The organism is Pseudomonas sp. TE9122, assembly GCF_056278925.1.
This window is the reverse complement of the sequence record NZ_JBWBQI010000001.1, coordinates 2,430,389-2,446,958: the sequence shown is the minus strand read 5'-3', so window position 1 is coordinate 2,446,958 and position 16,570 is coordinate 2,430,389. Positions and strand designations below refer to the sequence as shown.

Genomic DNA, 16,570 nt, shown 5'->3' with positions numbered 1-16,570 from the left:
TGATAACGCCCCGAATCCTGCCGAAGACACACCGACCATGAAAAATAAAAAAGTTCCCTTCCAGGGCAAAAGAAATCAAAATTGGCGCCGATAGTAAGTCAAGCGCCTCAAAACGAGGAGTGACTTACAGTTGATGCACGCCATTTGCGAGGTGAGCAATGGGCACAGTACATACAGCAATGCCGCCACAAACCCTCTACGTTACGATCCGTCGCGATGAATTGCGCCAGTTGAAAGACGAGCGCGACCAGTTGAAGCACGAATTGGCGCAATTGCGCGCATTGACCCAGGGCTCGCAGCCGCAACCGCGTCCGGTTGTGCAGCGCGCACCCCACGCCTGATCCCCGCCTGCTTCGGGAACGGCCCTCGTCGTTCCCGACACGTTGCACCCCTGACCGCTTGATACACACCAACAGCGGCGCTTAACAAATCTTTCACAAGCCCTTGGGGATACTTCGCCCCATTCTGGCCGTGCCTGCGTGTACGGCCTCTGTTCGTCGGTGTCATGGAAGCGTTTCCGGCGTGGGTCTGATGATTGAGCTGGAGCGCTGAATGGCATTGTTCAAACGCAGCAAAACGACTGCGACCGGTTTCGACTGGGCCGGATTCATCTGGTTGTTCGTCTTCTTCTGGTACTTCTCGGGCATCACTCAACTGCTGATCCAGCTGACCGGCACGTCTGGTTTCACGGGATTCCGTCAGGCGTTCGTGATGAGTGCACTGTGGCTGGCGCCGATGTTGCTGTTTCCTAAACAGACCCGCGTGCTTGCGGCGATCATCGGTGTGGTGCTGTGGGCTTGCTCGATGGCCAGCCTGGGTTACTTCTTCATTTATCAGCAGGAATTCTCGCAGAGCGTCATCTTCATCATGTTCGAGTCGAACGTGTCGGAAGCGGGCGAGTACATGACGCAGTATTTCGCCTGGTGGATGATCCCGGCGTTCCTCGCCCATACCGCGTTCGCCTACTTTCTGTGGACGCGCCTGCGCCCGGTGTACATGCCCCGTGGTCGCGCAATGGTTGCAGCTACCGCAATCGTGATCGCCGTCGCCGGCTACCCGCTGATCAAACAAACCATGCGCATGGGCAATTTCGCCGAAGGCTTCGAGAAATTCGAAACCCGCATCGAGCCCGCCGTGCCGTGGCAGATGGCCGTGGCGTATCACCGCTATCTGGAAACGCTCGAGGACATGCAAGGCATGCTCGACAGTGCCAGCAAGATCCCGCCGCTGAAAAACCTCAAGGACGCCTCGGCCGGTCAGCCGGCGACGCTGGTGCTGGTCATCGGTGAATCGACCAACCGCCAGCGCATGAGCCTCTACGGTTATCCGCGCAACACCACGCCGGAACTGGACAAACTCAAGGATCAACTGGCGATCTTCGACAACGTCATCACTCCGCGCCCGTACACCATCGAAGCGCTGCAGCAAGTGCTGACCTTCGCCGACGAGCAGAACCCCGACCTGTACCTGTCGACGCCATCGCTGGTCAGCGTGATGAAACAGGCCGGTTACAAGACGTTCTGGATCACCAACCAGCAGACCATGACCAAGCGCAACACCATGCTCACGACCTTCTCCGAACAGGCCGACGAGCAGGTGTACCTGAACAACAACCGCAACCAGAACTCGGCGCAATACGATGGCGACGTCATCGAGCCGTTCAACAAGGCGCTGGCCGATGCGGCGCCGCGCAAGCTGATCGTCGTGCATCTGCTCGGCACGCACATGAGCTACCAGTACCGATATCCGCCGACGTTCGACAAGTTCAAGGATCGCCAGGGCGTTCCGGCTGGCGTGCGTGACGATCAGGTACCGACCTACAACAGCTATGACAACGCCGTGCTGTACAACGACTTCGTGGTCTCGAGCCTGATCAAGGACTATGCCAAGACCGACCCGAATGGCTTCCTGCTGTACCTCTCCGACCACGGTGAAGATGTCTTCGACTCCGCCGGCCACGGCACGCTGGGCCGCAACGAAAACAAACCGACCGCGCCGATGTACACCATCCCGTTCATGGCCTGGGCTTCGCCGAAGTGGAAGCAAAACCACGACTGGAACTTCGCCGGCGACCTCAGCCGCCCGTACAGCAGCTCGCAACTCATTCACACCTGGGCGGATCTGGCCGGGCTGAGTTCCGATGAACTGGATCGCAGCAAAAGCCTGGTCAGCGACAGCTTTGTACCGCGCAAGCTGTTGATTGGCGACCCGTACCAGGCGCCGAGGCGCGCGTTGATTGACTTCAGTTTGATGAAGCCCAAACACCCTGCTCCGGCGGAAGTCGCGCAGAAGTAAAACGACAAAGGGCCGAGAAGGCCCTTTTTTGTGCCTATCGGCCGCGCTGTTTCTGTAATACGCCGCAATATTTGCGCTGAACCAGCGTTAACCGATTGTTAATGGCCGCGACGCAGACTCTCTTTCGCGGTCTGCTTCACGGACGAACCGACTCCCACTTGTTCAGTAGGAGGCACCATGAAAACCACCACTATCATCCTCACCACCCTGCTCGCCCTCGGCTCCACCAGCGCCTTCGCTGAAGGCGGTGCCGAACGCATGCGTTATTACTACGACAATTTCCCGGTCCAGCACGCGCAAAGCGAGCAGAAAGCCGACGCCAGTGCGAAAGAAATTCGCGTCCCTGCTGACCAGACGGCGCAGGTGACCGAGTCCTATCGCGACTGAGCTTTACCGAGCAACCGATGGACCTTCCGTGGCTCCGCTCTGGCCCGGAAGATGACAGTTCAGGCGCCCTGATCGGGGCGCCTTTTTTTATGTTGGTGATTGGCGGTGAGGAGCCTTCAGGCCTGCAAATCCTTTATCCAGAACAGCATCCGCCCGTGATCCGGATTGAACATCCCCGGTGCAAAGCCGAAATTGCGATATGAACCCTGCGCCACCGCATTGCCTTCCAGCACTTCCAGGGTGATTTTGCAGCAGCCGCGCTGACGGGCGATCTCTTCTACCTTCTGCAGCATCTTCTGACTGAGCCCCAGGCCGCGAAATTTGCCGACCACGGCGACGTCGTGAACGTTGACCAGCGGTTTACAGGCGAAAGTGGAGAAGCCTTCAAAACAGTTGACCAGCCCGGCCGGTTCGCCGCCGACGAAGGCCAGCACGCTGAAGGCATGCGGGCGGCGGGCGAGCTCTTCGGGCAGGCGTTGCAGCAGTTCGGGCGCGATCGGATGACCGCCGCCCATGGGATCTTCGGCGTAGTGGTTGAGCACGATGCCGATGGCTTCGGCGTGCACCGGGTTGCTGTAGCTGGCCTGAAGTACGAGTATTTCTGCGGAATCCATTTCCATCCCCGATAAGCAAAAAGCCCCGGCGCGCAAGGTGCTAGCTGAAAGGCCTGGGGGGGACCTTAGCTTGGGTGCGCCGGAGAGGGCAACTTGAAAAGCTGCGATCTTTCGTGGTCAGTGGCCCCAGATGAGCTCTTCGGTCCAGCCCAGTTCGGCGAAGTCTTCGGCACGCAATGCGCTTTCGCCGACACAGAAAAATTCATCCAGTTGCGGTGGCTTGACCGCCGTGCCGCTGAGCATGGCGTGCACCTGGCCACGATGATGGAGCTGGTGCTCCAACAGGTGCGAGAGCATGCGCAGGCGGCTGTCATGTTGCGGCGTGTCACGGGCGATGGTGACGATTCTCGACAGGTCGGCATCGCGCAGTTGCTCGCAATAGGCGATCAGGCGGCGATCAACGCGGGCCTGTTCTGCACGCAGCGCCGCAGCCTCGGTAAACGGCTCGTCTGCATTGAAGAAAACATAGCAATCAGGGTGTGGCTCGTCACCGCGCAATTCCCGCTCCAGCGCGTCGACGTAGAACCAGTCGCAAGTGAGAATGTGGTTGAGCGTGAGGCGGATGCTGGGGAAGAAGCTCACCCGTGGCGCCGCCAGTTCAGTGGTGTCGAGCTGGCTCCAGGCCTTTGCCAGGCGGTGATTGGCCCAGGCATTCTGATAGGCCATGGTCAGCAAATGATGGGACAGCGGTTGACTCATGTCGGCGCCCTCTTCTTTCAGGCTTCAGCGAAGCGCTGCAATTGCATCTCCTGCAAACGGCTGAGGGTGCGGCGGAACGGGAATTCCAGGTAGCCCTCGGTGTATAGCGCGTCCATCGGTACGCTTGCCTCGACGTACAGCGGCACCTTGCGGTCGTAGCATTCGTCGACCAGCGCGATAAAGCGGCGAACGCCGTCGTCATGTACTGACAACTGCGGCAATTCCCGGTCGCCGGCGACCACGCGCTCAGCGCCGTCTTCGGTGCCCCGCGCAATGCGCCCTTCGCGTTTTTGTGCGCTGAGGTTCGGCACTTCGCTCAACAGAATAGCCCGGTAGCGATCACACAGGGCAATGAAGTCCATGGCGGCGAAAGGTTGTTCGCACAGATCGCTGTAGCGGCACCACAGCACCGATTCGCTGGCTTGCACGACGTTGAGTGTGCGGTGGCCCACGGCGACTGGCTCCTCACTGACAGTCTCATCTGCAGCCAGCGACTTGAACACGGCACCCAGTGCGCTCGGTGAATCGGCTTCATTGACAAAATAGCGCTGCTCAATCGCTCCGGGATGCAAGCGATGATCCTCGGCGCCATTCACCGCCACCACGGTCATGTGTGCCTTGATCGCCGCAATCGCCGGCGTGAAACGGTCGCGATTGAAGCCGTCCGCGTACAGATCATCAGGCGGCAGGTTGGACGTGCAGACCACTACCACGCCTTCGTCGAACATCACTTGAAACAGCCGGCCGAGAATGATCGCGTCGCCGATGTCATTGACGAACAGTTCATCGAAGCACAGCACGCGCACTTCAGCGGCCAGCTCTTTGGCCAAAGCGCGCAACGGATCGGCGATGCCACTGAGTTGAAACGAACGCTGATGCACCCAGCCCATGAAGTGATGAAAGTGCTGACGCCGCGCCGGCACGCGCAGAGTCTGATAGAACTGATCCATCAGCCAGGTCTTGCCGCGCCCGACCGGCCCCCACAGGTACACGCCGTCGACCGAGCGGGCGCCGGCGTGCAAGGCTTCATGGCATTTTTGCAAGGCCCAGACCGCGTGTTCCTGGGCTTCATCCTGAATGAAACCCTTGTGGTCGACCGCGTATTGCCAGGCACTGAGGGGAGAGTCGAAAGTCATGCGCGGGAGTATGCCACGGGCGATTGGCCATTGCTGATTAACGGGCGTGGACGATCATTGTGGGAGCGAGCCTGCTCGCGAAGGCGGCTCGTCAGTCACCGAGATGCAGACTGAGCCACCGCTTTCGCGAGCAGGCTCGCTCCCACATAGGCAGTAAAACCTGACCTTTCAGGCAGTTATTGCTCGTTGCCCTCGCCGCCCTCTTCCGGCATTCTGCGCACCCATTTTCTGACCCGACCCCGCCTTGCGGCGCGCACATCACCATGACCGCCTCTGACAAAACCCCGCGCAACAACGACCTGATCTACGGCCTCAACGACCGTCCGCACCTGACCGCCACGGTGTTCGCCGCGTTGCAGCACGTGCTGGCGAGTTTCGTCGGCATCATTACCCCAACCCTGATCATGGGCGGCGCCCTCGGTCTGCATAGTGAAATCCCCTACCTGATCAGCATGGCACTGTTCGTCTCCGGCCTTGGCACCTTTGTCCAGGCCAAGCGCTTCGGCCCGGTGGGTTCCGGTCTGCTGTGTCTGCAAGGCACCAGTTTTTCCTTTATCAGCGTGATTCTCAGCGCCGGATTCATGGTCAAGGCGCGCGGCGGTGGCACTGACGAAATCCTCTCGACCATCTTCGGCGTGTGCTTCTTCGCTGCCTTCATTGAAGTGGTGCTCAGCCAGTTCATCGGCAAGCTGCGCATGCTGATCACCCCGGTAGTCACCGGCACGATCATCACGCTGATGGGCCTGTCGCTGATCAAAGTGGCGATGACCGACATCGCCGGCGGCTTCGGGGCGCCTGATCTCGGCGCGGCCAGCCATGTGTTTCTGGCGGCGCTGGTGATCGGCACCATCGTTGTGCTGAACCGAGTCGACGTGCCGTTTCTGCGGCTGGGCGCGATCGTCATCGGCCTGACGCTCGGCTACGTGGTGGCATGGCTGATGGGCACGGTGGATTTCGCTTCGATGCCCGAAGTGCCGCTGGTCAGCGTGCCGGTGCCGTTCAAGTACGGTTTCAACTTCGATTGGGTGGCGTTCGTGCCGGTGGCGGTGATTTTCCTCGTGTCGCCGCTGGAAGCGGCTGGTGACCTGACCGCCAACTCGATGATCTCGCGGCAACCGGTGAAAGGCCCGCTGTACATCCGCCGGATCAAATCCGGCCTGCTCGCGGATGGTCTCAACTCGGCCATGGCGGCAGTGTTCAACAGCATGCCGATGGTGACCTTTGCGCAGAACAACGGCGTGATCCAGTTGACCGGCGTGGCCAGCCGCTACGTGGCGTTTTTCATCGCCGGGCTGCTGGTGTTGCTCGGTTTGTTCCCGATGATCGGCGCGGTGCTGCAACTGATGCCGAAACCGGTGCTGGGCGGCGCTGAGCTGGTGATGTTCGGCACCGTCGCCGTGGCCGGGATCAAGATCCTCGCCGAGGCCGGCCTGCATCGACGCAACATGCTGATCGTGGCGATCTCGCTGGGCATGGGCCTGGGCATCGCGGCGGTGCCGGAAGTCCTGCGCGAACTGCCGCAAGCGCTGCGCAACATCTTCGAATCGCCAATCACTGTCGGTGCGTTGTGCGCTATCGTGCTGAACATCTTCCTGCCGGAAGAATTCATCGAGCTGGAAGAAGATGATTTCGACCCGGAAGCGTCGATTCTGCAGGTCATGGAAAACCCCGACGTCGCCGCCAAAGGTGAACCCGGCCAAGCGGCGGCTGTCGCACAGTTGAACCGCTGACGTCACGCCTCGAAAAAAAGGGCTGCACCGGCGACGGTTCAGCCCTTTTTTTGTCGAGAGATTTTTATGCGCCGCGTCCACGCCGTCATCCTGTCGCTTGTGCTGTTGTCGCTCAGCGCCTGCGCGCTGTTTCCCAACCGCGATCCGGTGAACATCAACGTGGTCGGCCTCGAACCGTTACCCAGCCAGGAACTGGAAGTACGCTTCGCGATCAAGCTGCGCGTACAGAACCCCAATGAAACGGCGATCGATTACAACGGCATCGCGCTGGATCTGGAGGTCAATGGTCATTCGCTGGCGTCCGGTGTGAGCGATCAGAGCGGCTCGATCCCGCGTTTCTCTGAAGCCATTGTCACGGTGCCGGTCAGCGTCTCGGCGTTCTCGGTGCTGCGCCAGACATTGGGGCTGAGCCAGACGCAAAGCCTCGATAATCTGCCCTACGTGCTGCGCGGCAAACTGGCGGGCGGGTTGTTTGGCACGATGCGCTTTACCGACAGCGGCAAGTTGAGCCTGCCCAAGGCGAGTGCGGCGACCTGGTAAAAGTTTTCTGATCGGGCACCGATCCCTGTGGGAGCTGGCTTGCCAGCGATAGCGGTGCATCTGCCAAAAAGATGTCGACTGACATGGCCCCATCGCTGGCAAGCCAGCTCCCACAGGTTCAAAACAAGTATCAAGGTCAAGTGTTGAACCGCACCCCCGGCTTCGCACGCTCATCAACGGTCAACTCGAAGACATCCGGCCGCGCGTAGTGGCCGACCACATCGTAGTCATACCGCGCGCGGATCAGTTCATCAGTGTCGATTTCCGCCGTGAGCAAGCCCGCTTCCCCGCGCAACGGCCCCGCCAGCACATCGCCCATCGGACCGACGATCACGCTGCCACCGGCAATCAACGGTCGATCACCCGGCCAATTGGCAATCTCCACCCCCAAATCATCCGGCGAGGCCTGCACCTGACAGGCGCTGACCACGAAGCAGCGGCCTTCGTGGGCGATGTGGCGCATGCTGACCTGCCACATCTCGCGCTCGTCCACGGTCGGCGCGCACCAGACCTCAACGCCCTTGGCATACATCGCCGTGCGCAGCAGCGGCATCATGTTTTCCCAGCAAACCACGGCGCCAAGCTTGCCGACCTGGGTGTCGAACACCGGCAGCGTCGAGCCATCACCCTTGCCCCAGATCAGTCGCTCGGTGCCGGTGGGCATGAGCTTGCGGTGTTTGCCCAGCAGCCCGGCCTGCGGATCGAAATACAGCACCGTGCAATACAACGTGCTGCCAGCGCGCTCGATCACGCCGATCACCAGATTGGCCCCGGTGCGCGCTGACAATCCGGCCAGCGCGTCGGTTTCCGCGCCCGGTACATCAATGGCGTTGGCAAAATAACGCGCAAAGGCCTCACGCCCCTCGGGCAGTCGGTAGCCCAATTGGGTGCCGAAGCCCTCGCCTTTCGGGTAGCCGCCGAGCAAGGCTTCCGGCATCACCACCAACGCGGCGCCGGATTCGCGGATTGCGTCTTCCCAAGCAAGGATCTGTTCAAGGGTTTCGCCTTTGCCGCCGGGCAATGCACCGATCTGCAACGCCGCCACTATGGATTTGGCCATCGTATTTACTCCATCAGGTTCAGGTGTTGCCGATTCTCCGGCGTCACGCGATCATGAATAAAGCCCTGCCGACTGCTGAATGATATGAGCCAAATGAATATCGCCGACATTGACCTCAACCTGCTGAAAGTCTTCGAAGCACTGCACGATGAATCCAGTGCCAGTCGCGCCGCCCTGCGCCTGGGCTTAACGCAATCGGCAGTCAGCGCGGCATTGCGCCGCTTGCGTGAGGTGTATGGCGATCAGTTGTTCGTGCGCACCGGGCGCGGACTGGCGCCGACCCTGCAAGCCAATCAGCTGAAACCGGTGATCAGCGATGCGCTCAACAAATGCCGGCAAAGTCTGGCCATGCTCGATCCGGCGGCCAATCAATACGAAGGACGCTCGGTGGCGATCGGTCTGTCAGATGATTTTGAAATTGCCTACGGGCGCCACTTGATCGAGGAAATCGCCCGCCGTGCGCCGAAGCTGCGGTTGATATTTCGCCAGACCCACAGCCAGATCGTTGCCCGCGCGCTGATGGAACGCAGCATAGATCTGGCGATCACTGCCGGCGGTTTTTCCGAGCGCCTGCTCAGTCGTCAGGTGTTGGGGGAAGGCGGCTATGCGTGTCTGGTCGACCCGGCCAGTCTCGCGCCAGGCCAACAGCAGATCGCGTTGCAAGAGTTCGTTGAACGCGAGCACATTCTGGTGTCGTCGGGCGGCTTTATCGGCATTACCGATGAGGGATTGGCGGCAGTGGGCTTGAGCCGGCGAGTCTGCGCGTCGACCACGCATTTCGCCGCGCTGCCCTTCCTGCTCAAGGGTAGTCAGGCAGTGGCGACCATCCCGGCCCATGCCGCCGCAAGCATCGCGGCGCTGAGCGGGCTGGCGTTGCTGCCCTGCCCTCTGGCGTTACCACGCTATCCGGTGGAACTGGGCTGGCGCACCAGCACGCAGATCGATCCGGTGCTGGTCAAGGTTCGCGAGGCGATTGCCGCCACGTTCAGCCAGGCGTGAAGCGGATTATTTGTTCGCCGCCATCAGGCGATTGACTTCACTGCGCACCATGTTGGCGAACTCCGGCGGCGACATGCCGTCCAGTTCGGCGCGGACCCACTCGGCCCATTTGCCCTTGCGCTTGGAGCGCTCCCCAAACAAGCGCGCGGCTTCGCCTTTGGCTTTGCCCAGATTGTTCTGCCAGAGTTCGAACAGACGGGATTTCTCATCTTCCAGCGCTGCGCGCTCTGCGAGGGATTTGTCGGCCAGATTGAAACTCATGGGGATTTATCCTGCTGCGTAAAATGGCGACATCTTACACGCTCGATGGAAATCTCCGGTGCAGGTTTTTCCCTTCTCCACGAATGACATGCAACTTTTCGCCTGCCGCTACACTCCATTGGTCACTGTCCATTCACCTGCAAGGAGTCACCCAATGGCCCGTAAAACCGCCTCGCAAGCTGCCGAAGAGCAAATCAAGGATCAAGCTTTCAGCGAGCTTCAGGCTCTGATCGAAGAATCGGACAAACTGCTCAAGAGCAGCGCTTCACTGGTCGGCGAAGAAGCAGAAACGCTGCGTGCACAAATCGCCCAGAAACTGCAGCTGGCACTGGATTCGGTGTCCAGCGTGCGCGATCGCACCAAACCCGCCGTCGAAGCCACCGAAAACTACATCGGTGGTCACCCTTGGCAAACCGTGGCGATCTCCGCCGGTTTCGGCCTGGTGGTGGGCCTGCTGCTCGGCCGTCGCTGAGTTCCAGCGCTATAAAAAAAGCGAGCCTTCCGGTTCGCTTTTTTTATGCCCACCGCTTTGCTTTTCGATTACTGAATTCACCTCGGTATCCCAAGTCGGCGTACCTCGCCAACCACGCGGTCAGTCCCCTCTCCCCCCGGGAGAGGGCTAGGGTGAGGGGCTTTTGACCTTGTCACTGCAATCGTCAGAACAACAAAAGACTCACTCCCCCGCCAACTCCCGCAACTGCCCCAGCGTCTGCTCATCCAGTACGATCCCTTGCGCCATTGATCGACTGCGCTGCAAATGTCGGCGATCCCCCGGCAAACGCTTGAGCCCGACCCCGTGCATCTGCCGCACCAGCTCCTCACTGCGCTGGGCAAAGCTCTGCCCCGCCGCTTTGCTCGGGTCGATCACAATCAACAGCTGACCTGTCCACGGGGTTTTCGCGCCGGGATGGTTGGACCAGTCAAACTCGAATGAAAAATTGCCGCCGGTCAATGCCGCCGCCAGCAACTCGACCATCATCGACAGCGCCGAGCCTTTGTGCCCGCCAAACGGCAACAGCGCTCCACCTTCCAGAATCGCCTTGGGGTCCTGGGTCGGCTGGCCGAGGCTGTCGACGCCCATGCCGGCCGGGAGTTTTTCACCCTTGCGCGCTGCGATTTGCACATCGCCATGAGCGATGGCGCTGGTGGCAAGATCGAACACAATCGGCGCGGCGTTGGCCCTTGGCGCGGCGAACGCAATCGGATTGGTACCGAACAATGGCCGATCAGCGCCATGGGGCACCACGCAGGTCATGCTGTTGACCACGCTCAGCGCCACCAGACCTTCGTCGGCGAAGGGCTCGACATCCGGCCACAAAGCGGCGAAATGATGCGAGTTGCGAATTGCCAGGACTGCGATGCCGGCATGACGCGCCTTCTCGATCAGCAGTGGTCGGGCCGCTGCCAACGCTGGCTGGGCAAAACCGTTGCCAGCGTCAACCCGGACAAACCCCGGCGCGACATCTTCAACCTGTGGCACGGCATGGCCATTGACCCAGCCGCTTTTCAGCGTCGAGACATAACCGGGGATGCGAAACACGCCATGACTATGAGCGCCGTCGCGTTCGGCGTTGGCGCAGTTGACGGCGAGTACCCGTGCGACTTCGCTGGAGGTGCCGTGGCGCAGAAAAATCGTTTCAAGCAATTGCGTCAGTGCTTCGAGGGACACTGTGGACGAGCCATGATCGTGTGGCGCAGACATCTGAAGCTCCAGAATGATTATTGGAGGGAACAACAGCGTACGGTCGATTTTGCCCACCGATTAACCCTGTCCGAGCTGCCAGCTGTCAACCCTTCGATTCATTGCCATCGGTTGGCGCGCCCTGATGCACATTTTGATCTCGGCACGTGCGGTAACTGTCTACCGCAAGTGCTCCACTCTGCGCATTTACTGTTGAGTTCCAGCCCAATGGCGCCCTGTTCAGAGTTGCAATGATGTCCACCCCGACTGCCCCGCTGTTGTTTCCAGTGATATTCGATTCACCCGGCCTGCACGCTGACCTCGCTCCGGCACACGGTCTCAACAGCAAAGACTTCGACTGGCTTGCACACGCGCAACTCGCTACGCAATCGCTGCGCAACAAGCAAACCCCGCCAATGCTGGCCGAACGCATCCTGCTCAACGCCGACAAGCAACTGGCCGTGCCGCTGGCAGGCAGCTTCATACTCAGCGCAGGGCCGGATGACAACGGCGTGTTTCTCTATACGCCCTACGATGGCCTGAAAAAATTCGCTGACCGCCAAGCCCTGACTGATGCCCTGCAGAAACGCCTCGACAACGCCAGGGAAAACGATGATCTGCTGGCTTTCCTCTCGGTTTCATTGCGCAAGGAACTGGTGGAGAAACGCGGTATCACTCTGACTTGCGAAACCATCGAAGGTGATGTGTTCGAGGACCAGCAATTGGCAATCGGCGACTCTCTGGAGAGGTGCGCCCGTGACCTGCTGGACGAGCTTAAACGCCTGCCATCCCTTGCAACGCTGCTGGAAAAGATTCTCGACGAACTGCTCGAAGCGCATTTTGGCGCCGTGCAACAATCGCTTACTCGCGTCGGTTTCTATTCGGTGACTTCTTCGGATGGGAAACAGTGGGTCGACTCGCTGTCGCTGACTGAAGCGCTGTTGGTGCACTTTCACCGTCAGGGCTGGCCCCACGGTCAGGTCGTAGAATTCACCCATCCCGCCCGTTCGGTACGCGAAGACGATCAGTCTGCCTGGACCAATGCGATCAAGTCGGCGTCGGGAAAACTGACCATGCTGTTGTTTCGACAGCTTGAGGTGTTTTGGAACGGCGCCTCATTCGAAGGCTCGCCCAGACGTACTTTCTTCAGCCAGACGTTGCAGGATCAGGCGCGCGCGGATCTGATGATCAAGCGCGAAACGCAGATCCTCACCGCCAGCGAGTTCTACGCCCTGCACAGCCTGGTACGTGAGCCAACCGTTGCGGTACGGCGGCCAACGTTCGAAACCGTGTGCCTGAGCGAAGAAACAGCCTGTGTCGAGCTGGCCGGTTCGCTGATGATCAATCACGACAAGGCTTATCTCTATACGCCCAGCCAGGGCCTGCAGGTACTCGCCGACTACGCGGATCTCAAACAGACACTGACCGCCAAAATGCGGGCCGCCGGACACGAAGACGAACTCTACGGGCTGATGAATCTGCAAGAACGCAATCGTTACCTTGGCTTCGCTAACGCGCAGGTATCCGGGGAAAACATTGGCGGTGAGATCATGACCACGCTGTTCGAGGCCATCATCACCAAGCAACGTCAGAACGTTGAATTCGTTCTGCAGCGTTTTCGTCAGAGCGAGCGCACCACTGACATCCATGCGCTCTTCGACAAGGCGCTGGATATCCGCTCAATGATTCATGAACGGCTGCTCAAGCTCGACGTCAATCAGCGCTGGAGTACCCGACCGTTGTTTACCAGTACACCGCCATCGTCACTCGTGCAGGCAGACAAGGCTGCGCAGCAGGCGGCACTTCTGGGACGGACGCTGGATAATCTGACCAGCCACTTCAAAGACCAGCCGACCGCGCACGCCGCAGAACAGCGCGTCTTTCTCGAAGGCATTCTGTGGAAACTGGCCCAGGCATTCGAAGACGGCCTGCGTGGTGAGGCGTACCTGCGCAGCCTCAGCGGGTCATGGCTGGAGGCGGAACGAAAGATCGTCGACACCGTGTTCGATTCCAGGCACCCGACACGCAGGGACCGCCAGTCACTCAATGGTTTCCGCCCCGATGCCTGGTCACTGACCCTCAACGGGGCCGAGCCCAACGCTGCGCTGCCGCTCGCTCACTGCGTGCTGCTGACCGAGCGCGGCGGCATGGACGTGAAACATTCCGGGCGCGCCATCCTCTGGACACCGGCCCTGGGCCTGGAGCTGTTTGACGACATCGCCAATGCGCAAAAGCAATTGCAGCAACGGCTGGACGACAACAATCAGAGCCACACGCTGCTGGAAAATCTGCCAAAGGCGCAACACAGACTGGACCAGCAATACACCCTGGGCGAGTTTCAATTGATTAATGGCAGTGTCTCCCGAGACCGCATGCAATCTGCCATTGAACAGTTCCTGGCGGAATGTGAACTGCTGCGAGTTTGCATCAAGGAGCCAAAGACATTGGCGAGCTTCCTTGATGAAATGAAGAATGCTGTCATCGATACCAACCTGCGACGCGCGATCGATCTTGCACGCACCCTTTCGCGTCATCTGGATTACCCCGACTGGTTGCGTATGGCCTCGGCGACGGAGCAACGCACGCAACTCGCGCTGCTGGATGAACTGCGGCATGCGTTCATCGATGGCAAGGATTTCCTCGATGAGGTCCCGGCGCTGGCCACTCATATCGAGCAGACCCTCAAAACCCTGCTCGATGCCCGCTTTCCAGGCAACGGGCTCAAGCCACAGGACATCCGGATCACCCCCAATCTGATATTGGCCGGCCCTGCCTGCAACTTGCTGGAATTTGCCTTGCATCACTACAACGTCGTGCAGGGCAGCGGTTTCAAAGTCGCCTCGACAACGGCCACAGCCTTACCAAAAGAGTTTGCCCAGGCCGCGGTACGGCAATTACTGCAATCTCTTGATGTTGCTACCACCTACACCGCGAAAGTCACCGAAGCGCTGTCAGCCGACAGCCCGTCTGCTCGCACCAGCAAAGAACGGTTTTTGCGCCAGTTACCTTGGCAATTGATGCAACACGCCCACTCGATGAAATTGCAACAACAGCTCTCGGATACCGGCTATGACTACATTTGCCAGGTCCTCGACATGCCGGACGCGATAGCGCGCGCTGCGGTCGAGGGCGTTCATGCCATCGCCTGTCCGCTATCGTTGATCAAGACCCCAGGCGCTGATTGCGTCGACACACTCGGTTTGTATGTCTTCGGTCCGGGCGCAGGGCAAACAGGCCCCCGGGTCCTCTATGCGCCTTACTCCAGGTATGTGTTTCGCGAATTCGAAAACGAAGCGCAGCTGATCGAGGCACTGAATACCCCCGGGCACTTCCAGGATTTGATTATCCGGCGTCTGCCTGAGGCTCAGCAGGCGATATTCAAGAGTCTGTTGAAAACAACGATCGGCAAAGACAGTGAAATCACTCTTCATGGCGCGCCCATCAATGGCAACGTGCTCGAGCGGTTTCACCAGGACACTCTGAGCCTTCTGCCGCAACTGTTGCGCAGCCAGCCACAGATCAATGGCCAAGCGGATTGGGAAGCGGTGAAGTTTCTCTTCAGCCACGGCGTGCGCCTGGTGCCACATTTGCTACCGGGCAAACTCGCGTCCGGTTTTTTTCTGTGGCGAAGCTACCAGGACTTCAAGGCGTCCGCCGAAGGCCTTCAGGATCACCACTGGGCAAATGCCCTGAAAAGCTTCATCGCAGGGGCGATTACCCTCTTCAGCCTGGGACGTCTGTCATGGGAAAGCGAGGCAGAAACGGCCGGCTCCGAATTCGCCGCAGAGGCGCAAGCACCTGCGGGTACAGCCACAACGGTGCAAGTCTCCTCTCGCTGGGCAAAGGTGTCGCCCGTCACGCCCGCTCGGATTGATTTGCAGCCCTTTGAAAGCAGTACGGCGCTGGAATCCCTCAAGCTTGATGCCAATAAGCTGGTCTATGGGGATTCGTCAACGACGCAGAAATACGCCGCCATTGCCGGCAAGGTGTATCCGGCAGTCCAGCTCGAAAAAAACTGGTATTTGCGCAAAAAAGACGGCAGTCAGGGGCCGGCACTCGAAGAGAAAAATGCCCGTCTGGTTGTTGCAAGCGCCAGCCAGCCGGTTCATCGCTGCCGATCAAAACGTCGTGACCCTGCTCAACATGAAGTCGAGGAGAACCGCTCAATAGAAATGTATATCCAGGCCAGAGGCATGGCCCAGATCCACCGTCGCTATCCGGCCAGGGCGTTCGTGATACAGCAAGCCGTAAACCGTGCAAGAGAATACGCAGTCAACTGCCTGCATAACTACGTTACACAGCGCAGCCACCCTGCAGGCACACGGCTGGAGACAGTTTTGAAGGAGTTCTTCGAGGTTCATGAGGTAACGCCCTTGCTGCTCACAAAACTCGAGAAAGTGATCATTCCTGTCTGCCAGGAACTGACGAACCCAAAAGATGATTTGCTCTACACCGAGCGCTTTTTTACTGGTCTGAATGGGCCTGGCAGCGCCAATACCGTTGCTTTCGTTTTCAAACAGGACAAACAAAAAATAATTCATCTCACCGAGGTTTTTTTCAATCCCAGAATGGACAAATACACCGCCCATCTGCCTCCTCGATTCAATGTTGATTCACACGCACGCGCGGTAACGATTATCCATGAACTCTCGCATCTGGTTTGCGACAGCGAAGATCTGGTAACGATCCAGGCCATGGGGCCTTATCTCGACCTTATCGACACGACGACGGCAGAGGGGCAAGCGGCCAAGGACTCGCTTGAACGTTATCGCAGGTTATTGTCGCGCTACGGCAATCTCTCGCACCTTTTTGCGGTGAAATCCGATAACCACGTCTGGACCGATCTGGACAAAATGCCGACGCATGCCGCGGATTACCTGAAAATCCTCAGCCTTACCAAAACCACAAACCTCGCAGACGCGCGCCGAGCGTTTCGCAGTCCTGTTTCAGCAGATGCGCGGGTCGACGTGATGCTCGCCAACGCCGACTCGATCGCCCTGCTCATCAGCGAACTGGGTCGTCAGCTCGACCCGCTTCCCGCGCCCATACCGCTACCGGCGACGGTTGCAGATCAGGCGGGATCCTCGCAAGCGCTGGCGTGAAGACAAAAAAATGCGCCGGCGTAACGCCAGCGCATTGCTCATACCAAGAATCAACGAGTGAGACGG

At 59.4% G+C, this 16,570-nt stretch carries 14 protein-coding genes; 8 read left to right on the top strand and 6 right to left on the bottom strand.

The window, feature by feature from the left end; translation table 11 throughout:
• Positions 1–158 precede the first annotated feature (158 nt).
• From ACZ9BE_RS11105 to ACZ9BE_RS11095, 3 genes are all read left to right on the top strand, one after another.
• The gene (locus tag ACZ9BE_RS11105) at positions 159–341 is read left to right on the top strand and encodes a DUF6026 family protein (protein WP_016774671.1); all 183 of its coding nucleotides are present in this window, start codon (positions 159–161) and stop codon (positions 339–341) included.
• 211 nt (positions 342–552) lie between these two features.
• Positions 553–2,295 (top strand): phosphoethanolamine transferase CptA, encoded by a 1,743-nt coding sequence (locus tag ACZ9BE_RS11100; protein ID WP_476249401.1) that lies wholly within the window; start codon positions 553–555, stop codon positions 2,293–2,295.
• A 177-nt stretch (positions 2,296–2,472) separates the two neighbouring features.
• On the top strand, positions 2,473–2,682 hold the full coding sequence (locus ACZ9BE_RS11095; RefSeq protein WP_130929900.1) for a hypothetical protein: 210 nt from the start codon (positions 2,473–2,475) through the stop codon (positions 2,680–2,682).
• A gap of 116 nt (positions 2,683–2,798) precedes the next feature.
• Here ACZ9BE_RS11095 and ACZ9BE_RS11090 read toward each other — a convergent pair whose 3' ends face one another.
• The 3 genes from ACZ9BE_RS11090 to zapE all read right to left on the bottom strand — a co-directional run bounded on the left by ACZ9BE_RS11090 (position 2,799) and on the right by zapE (position 5,131).
• Positions 2,799–3,296 (bottom strand): GNAT family N-acetyltransferase, encoded by a 498-nt coding sequence (locus tag ACZ9BE_RS11090; protein ID WP_476249400.1) that lies wholly within the window; start codon positions 3,294–3,296, stop codon positions 2,799–2,801.
• Positions 3,297–3,413: 117 nt separating this feature from the next.
• The gene (locus ACZ9BE_RS11085) at positions 3,414–3,995 is read right to left on the bottom strand and encodes a DinB family protein (protein WP_423661411.1); all 582 of its coding nucleotides are present in this window, start codon (positions 3,993–3,995) and stop codon (positions 3,414–3,416) included.
• 17 nt (positions 3,996–4,012) lie between these two features.
• Positions 4,013–5,131 carry a cell division protein ZapE gene (gene zapE / locus ACZ9BE_RS11080; RefSeq protein WP_476249399.1) on the bottom strand — a complete coding sequence of 373 codons (1,119 nt, stop codon included), beginning with the start codon at positions 5,129–5,131 and terminating at the stop codon, positions 4,013–4,015.
• A 263-nt stretch (positions 5,132–5,394) separates the two neighbouring features.
• Here zapE and ACZ9BE_RS11075 point away from each other — a divergent pair, with 263 nt between their 5' ends.
• Together ACZ9BE_RS11075 and ACZ9BE_RS11070 are read left to right on the top strand one after the other, a co-directional pair.
• Complete coding sequence (locus ACZ9BE_RS11075; RefSeq protein ID WP_016774665.1) at positions 5,395–6,861, top strand: nucleobase:cation symporter-2 family protein; 1,467 nt, start codon at positions 5,395–5,397, stop codon at positions 6,859–6,861.
• 66 nt (positions 6,862–6,927) lie between these two features.
• Positions 6,928–7,401: an LEA/WHy family protein gene (locus ACZ9BE_RS11070; RefSeq protein ID WP_056785875.1), complete on the top strand. Its 474-nt coding sequence runs from the start codon at positions 6,928–6,930 to the stop codon at positions 7,399–7,401.
• 136 nt (positions 7,402–7,537) lie between these two features.
• Here the strand turns inward: ACZ9BE_RS11070 and ACZ9BE_RS11065 are convergent, their stop codons facing one another.
• Positions 7,538–8,461: a carbon-nitrogen hydrolase family protein gene (locus ACZ9BE_RS11065; protein WP_476249398.1), complete on the bottom strand. Its 924-nt coding sequence runs from the start codon at positions 8,459–8,461 to the stop codon at positions 7,538–7,540.
• 84 nt (positions 8,462–8,545) lie between these two features.
• On the opposite strand from ACZ9BE_RS11065, the gene ACZ9BE_RS11060 reads away from it, so the two are divergent.
• Entirely contained in the window at positions 8,546–9,460 is a 915-nt protein-coding gene (locus ACZ9BE_RS11060) for a LysR family transcriptional regulator (RefSeq protein ID WP_315435040.1), read from the top strand.
• A gap of 6 nt (positions 9,461–9,466) precedes the next feature.
• On the opposite strand, the gene ACZ9BE_RS11055 is transcribed toward ACZ9BE_RS11060, so the two are convergent.
• Positions 9,467–9,721, bottom strand: coding sequence for a hypothetical protein (locus ACZ9BE_RS11055; RefSeq protein WP_003224595.1), 255 nt, complete (start codon positions 9,719–9,721; stop codon positions 9,467–9,469).
• Between the two features lie 154 nt (positions 9,722–9,875).
• Between ACZ9BE_RS11055 and ACZ9BE_RS11050 the strand changes: the two genes are divergently transcribed.
• On the top strand, positions 9,876–10,193 hold the full coding sequence (locus ACZ9BE_RS11050) for an ElaB/YgaM/YqjD family protein (RefSeq protein ID WP_016774661.1): 318 nt from the start codon (positions 9,876–9,878) through the stop codon (positions 10,191–10,193).
• 201 nt (positions 10,194–10,394) lie between these two features.
• On the opposite strand, the gene ACZ9BE_RS11045 is transcribed toward ACZ9BE_RS11050, so the two are convergent.
• Positions 10,395–11,423, bottom strand: a complete 1,029-nt coding sequence (locus tag ACZ9BE_RS11045; RefSeq protein ID WP_095179972.1) for an Ldh family oxidoreductase — start codon at positions 11,421–11,423, stop codon at positions 10,395–10,397.
• Between the two features lie 395 nt (positions 11,424–11,818).
• On the opposite strand from ACZ9BE_RS11045, the gene ACZ9BE_RS11040 reads away from it, so the two are divergent.
• Entirely contained in the window at positions 11,819–16,504 is a 4,686-nt protein-coding gene (locus ACZ9BE_RS11040; protein ID WP_476249397.1) for a dermonecrotic toxin domain-containing protein, read from the top strand.
• Positions 16,505–16,570: the final 66 nt, after the last annotated feature.

Excerpts from the sequence above, each read along its gene's own strand:
- ACZ9BE_RS11085 (WP_423661411.1), bottom strand. The coding sequence starts at position 3,995 with ATGAGTCAACCGCTGTCCCATCATTTGCTGACCATGGCCTATCAGAAT.
- zapE (WP_476249399.1), bottom strand. The coding sequence starts at position 5,131 with ATGACTTTCGACTCTCCCCTCAGTGCCTGGCAATACGCGGTCGACCAC.
- ACZ9BE_RS11095 (WP_130929900.1), top strand. The coding sequence starts at position 2,473 with ATGAAAACCACCACTATCATCCTCACCACCCTGCTCGCCCTCGGCTCC.
- ACZ9BE_RS11100 (WP_476249401.1), top strand. The coding sequence starts at position 553 with ATGGCATTGTTCAAACGCAGCAAAACGACTGCGACCGGTTTCGACTGG.
- ACZ9BE_RS11060 (WP_315435040.1), top strand. The coding sequence starts at position 8,546 with ATGAGCCAAATGAATATCGCCGACATTGACCTCAACCTGCTGAAAGTC.
- ACZ9BE_RS11040 (WP_476249397.1), top strand. The coding sequence starts at position 11,819 with ATGCTGGCCGAACGCATCCTGCTCAACGCCGACAAGCAACTGGCCGTG.
- ACZ9BE_RS11065 (WP_476249398.1), bottom strand. The coding sequence starts at position 8,461 with ATGGCCAAATCCATAGTGGCGGCGTTGCAGATCGGTGCATTGCCCGGC.
- ACZ9BE_RS11105 (WP_016774671.1), top strand. The coding sequence starts at position 159 with ATGGGCACAGTACATACAGCAATGCCGCCACAAACCCTCTACGTTACG.
- ACZ9BE_RS11045 (WP_095179972.1), bottom strand. The coding sequence starts at position 11,423 with ATGTCTGCGCCACACGATCATGGCTCGTCCACAGTGTCCCTCGAAGCA.
- ACZ9BE_RS11070 (WP_056785875.1), top strand. The coding sequence starts at position 6,928 with ATGCGCCGCGTCCACGCCGTCATCCTGTCGCTTGTGCTGTTGTCGCTC.
- ACZ9BE_RS11050 (WP_016774661.1), top strand. The coding sequence starts at position 9,876 with ATGGCCCGTAAAACCGCCTCGCAAGCTGCCGAAGAGCAAATCAAGGAT.
- ACZ9BE_RS11075 (WP_016774665.1), top strand. The coding sequence starts at position 5,395 with ATGACCGCCTCTGACAAAACCCCGCGCAACAACGACCTGATCTACGGC.
- ACZ9BE_RS11090 (WP_476249400.1), bottom strand. The coding sequence starts at position 3,296 with ATGGATTCCGCAGAAATACTCGTACTTCAGGCCAGCTACAGCAACCCG.
- ACZ9BE_RS11055 (WP_003224595.1), bottom strand. The coding sequence starts at position 9,721 with ATGAGTTTCAATCTGGCCGACAAATCCCTCGCAGAGCGCGCAGCGCTG.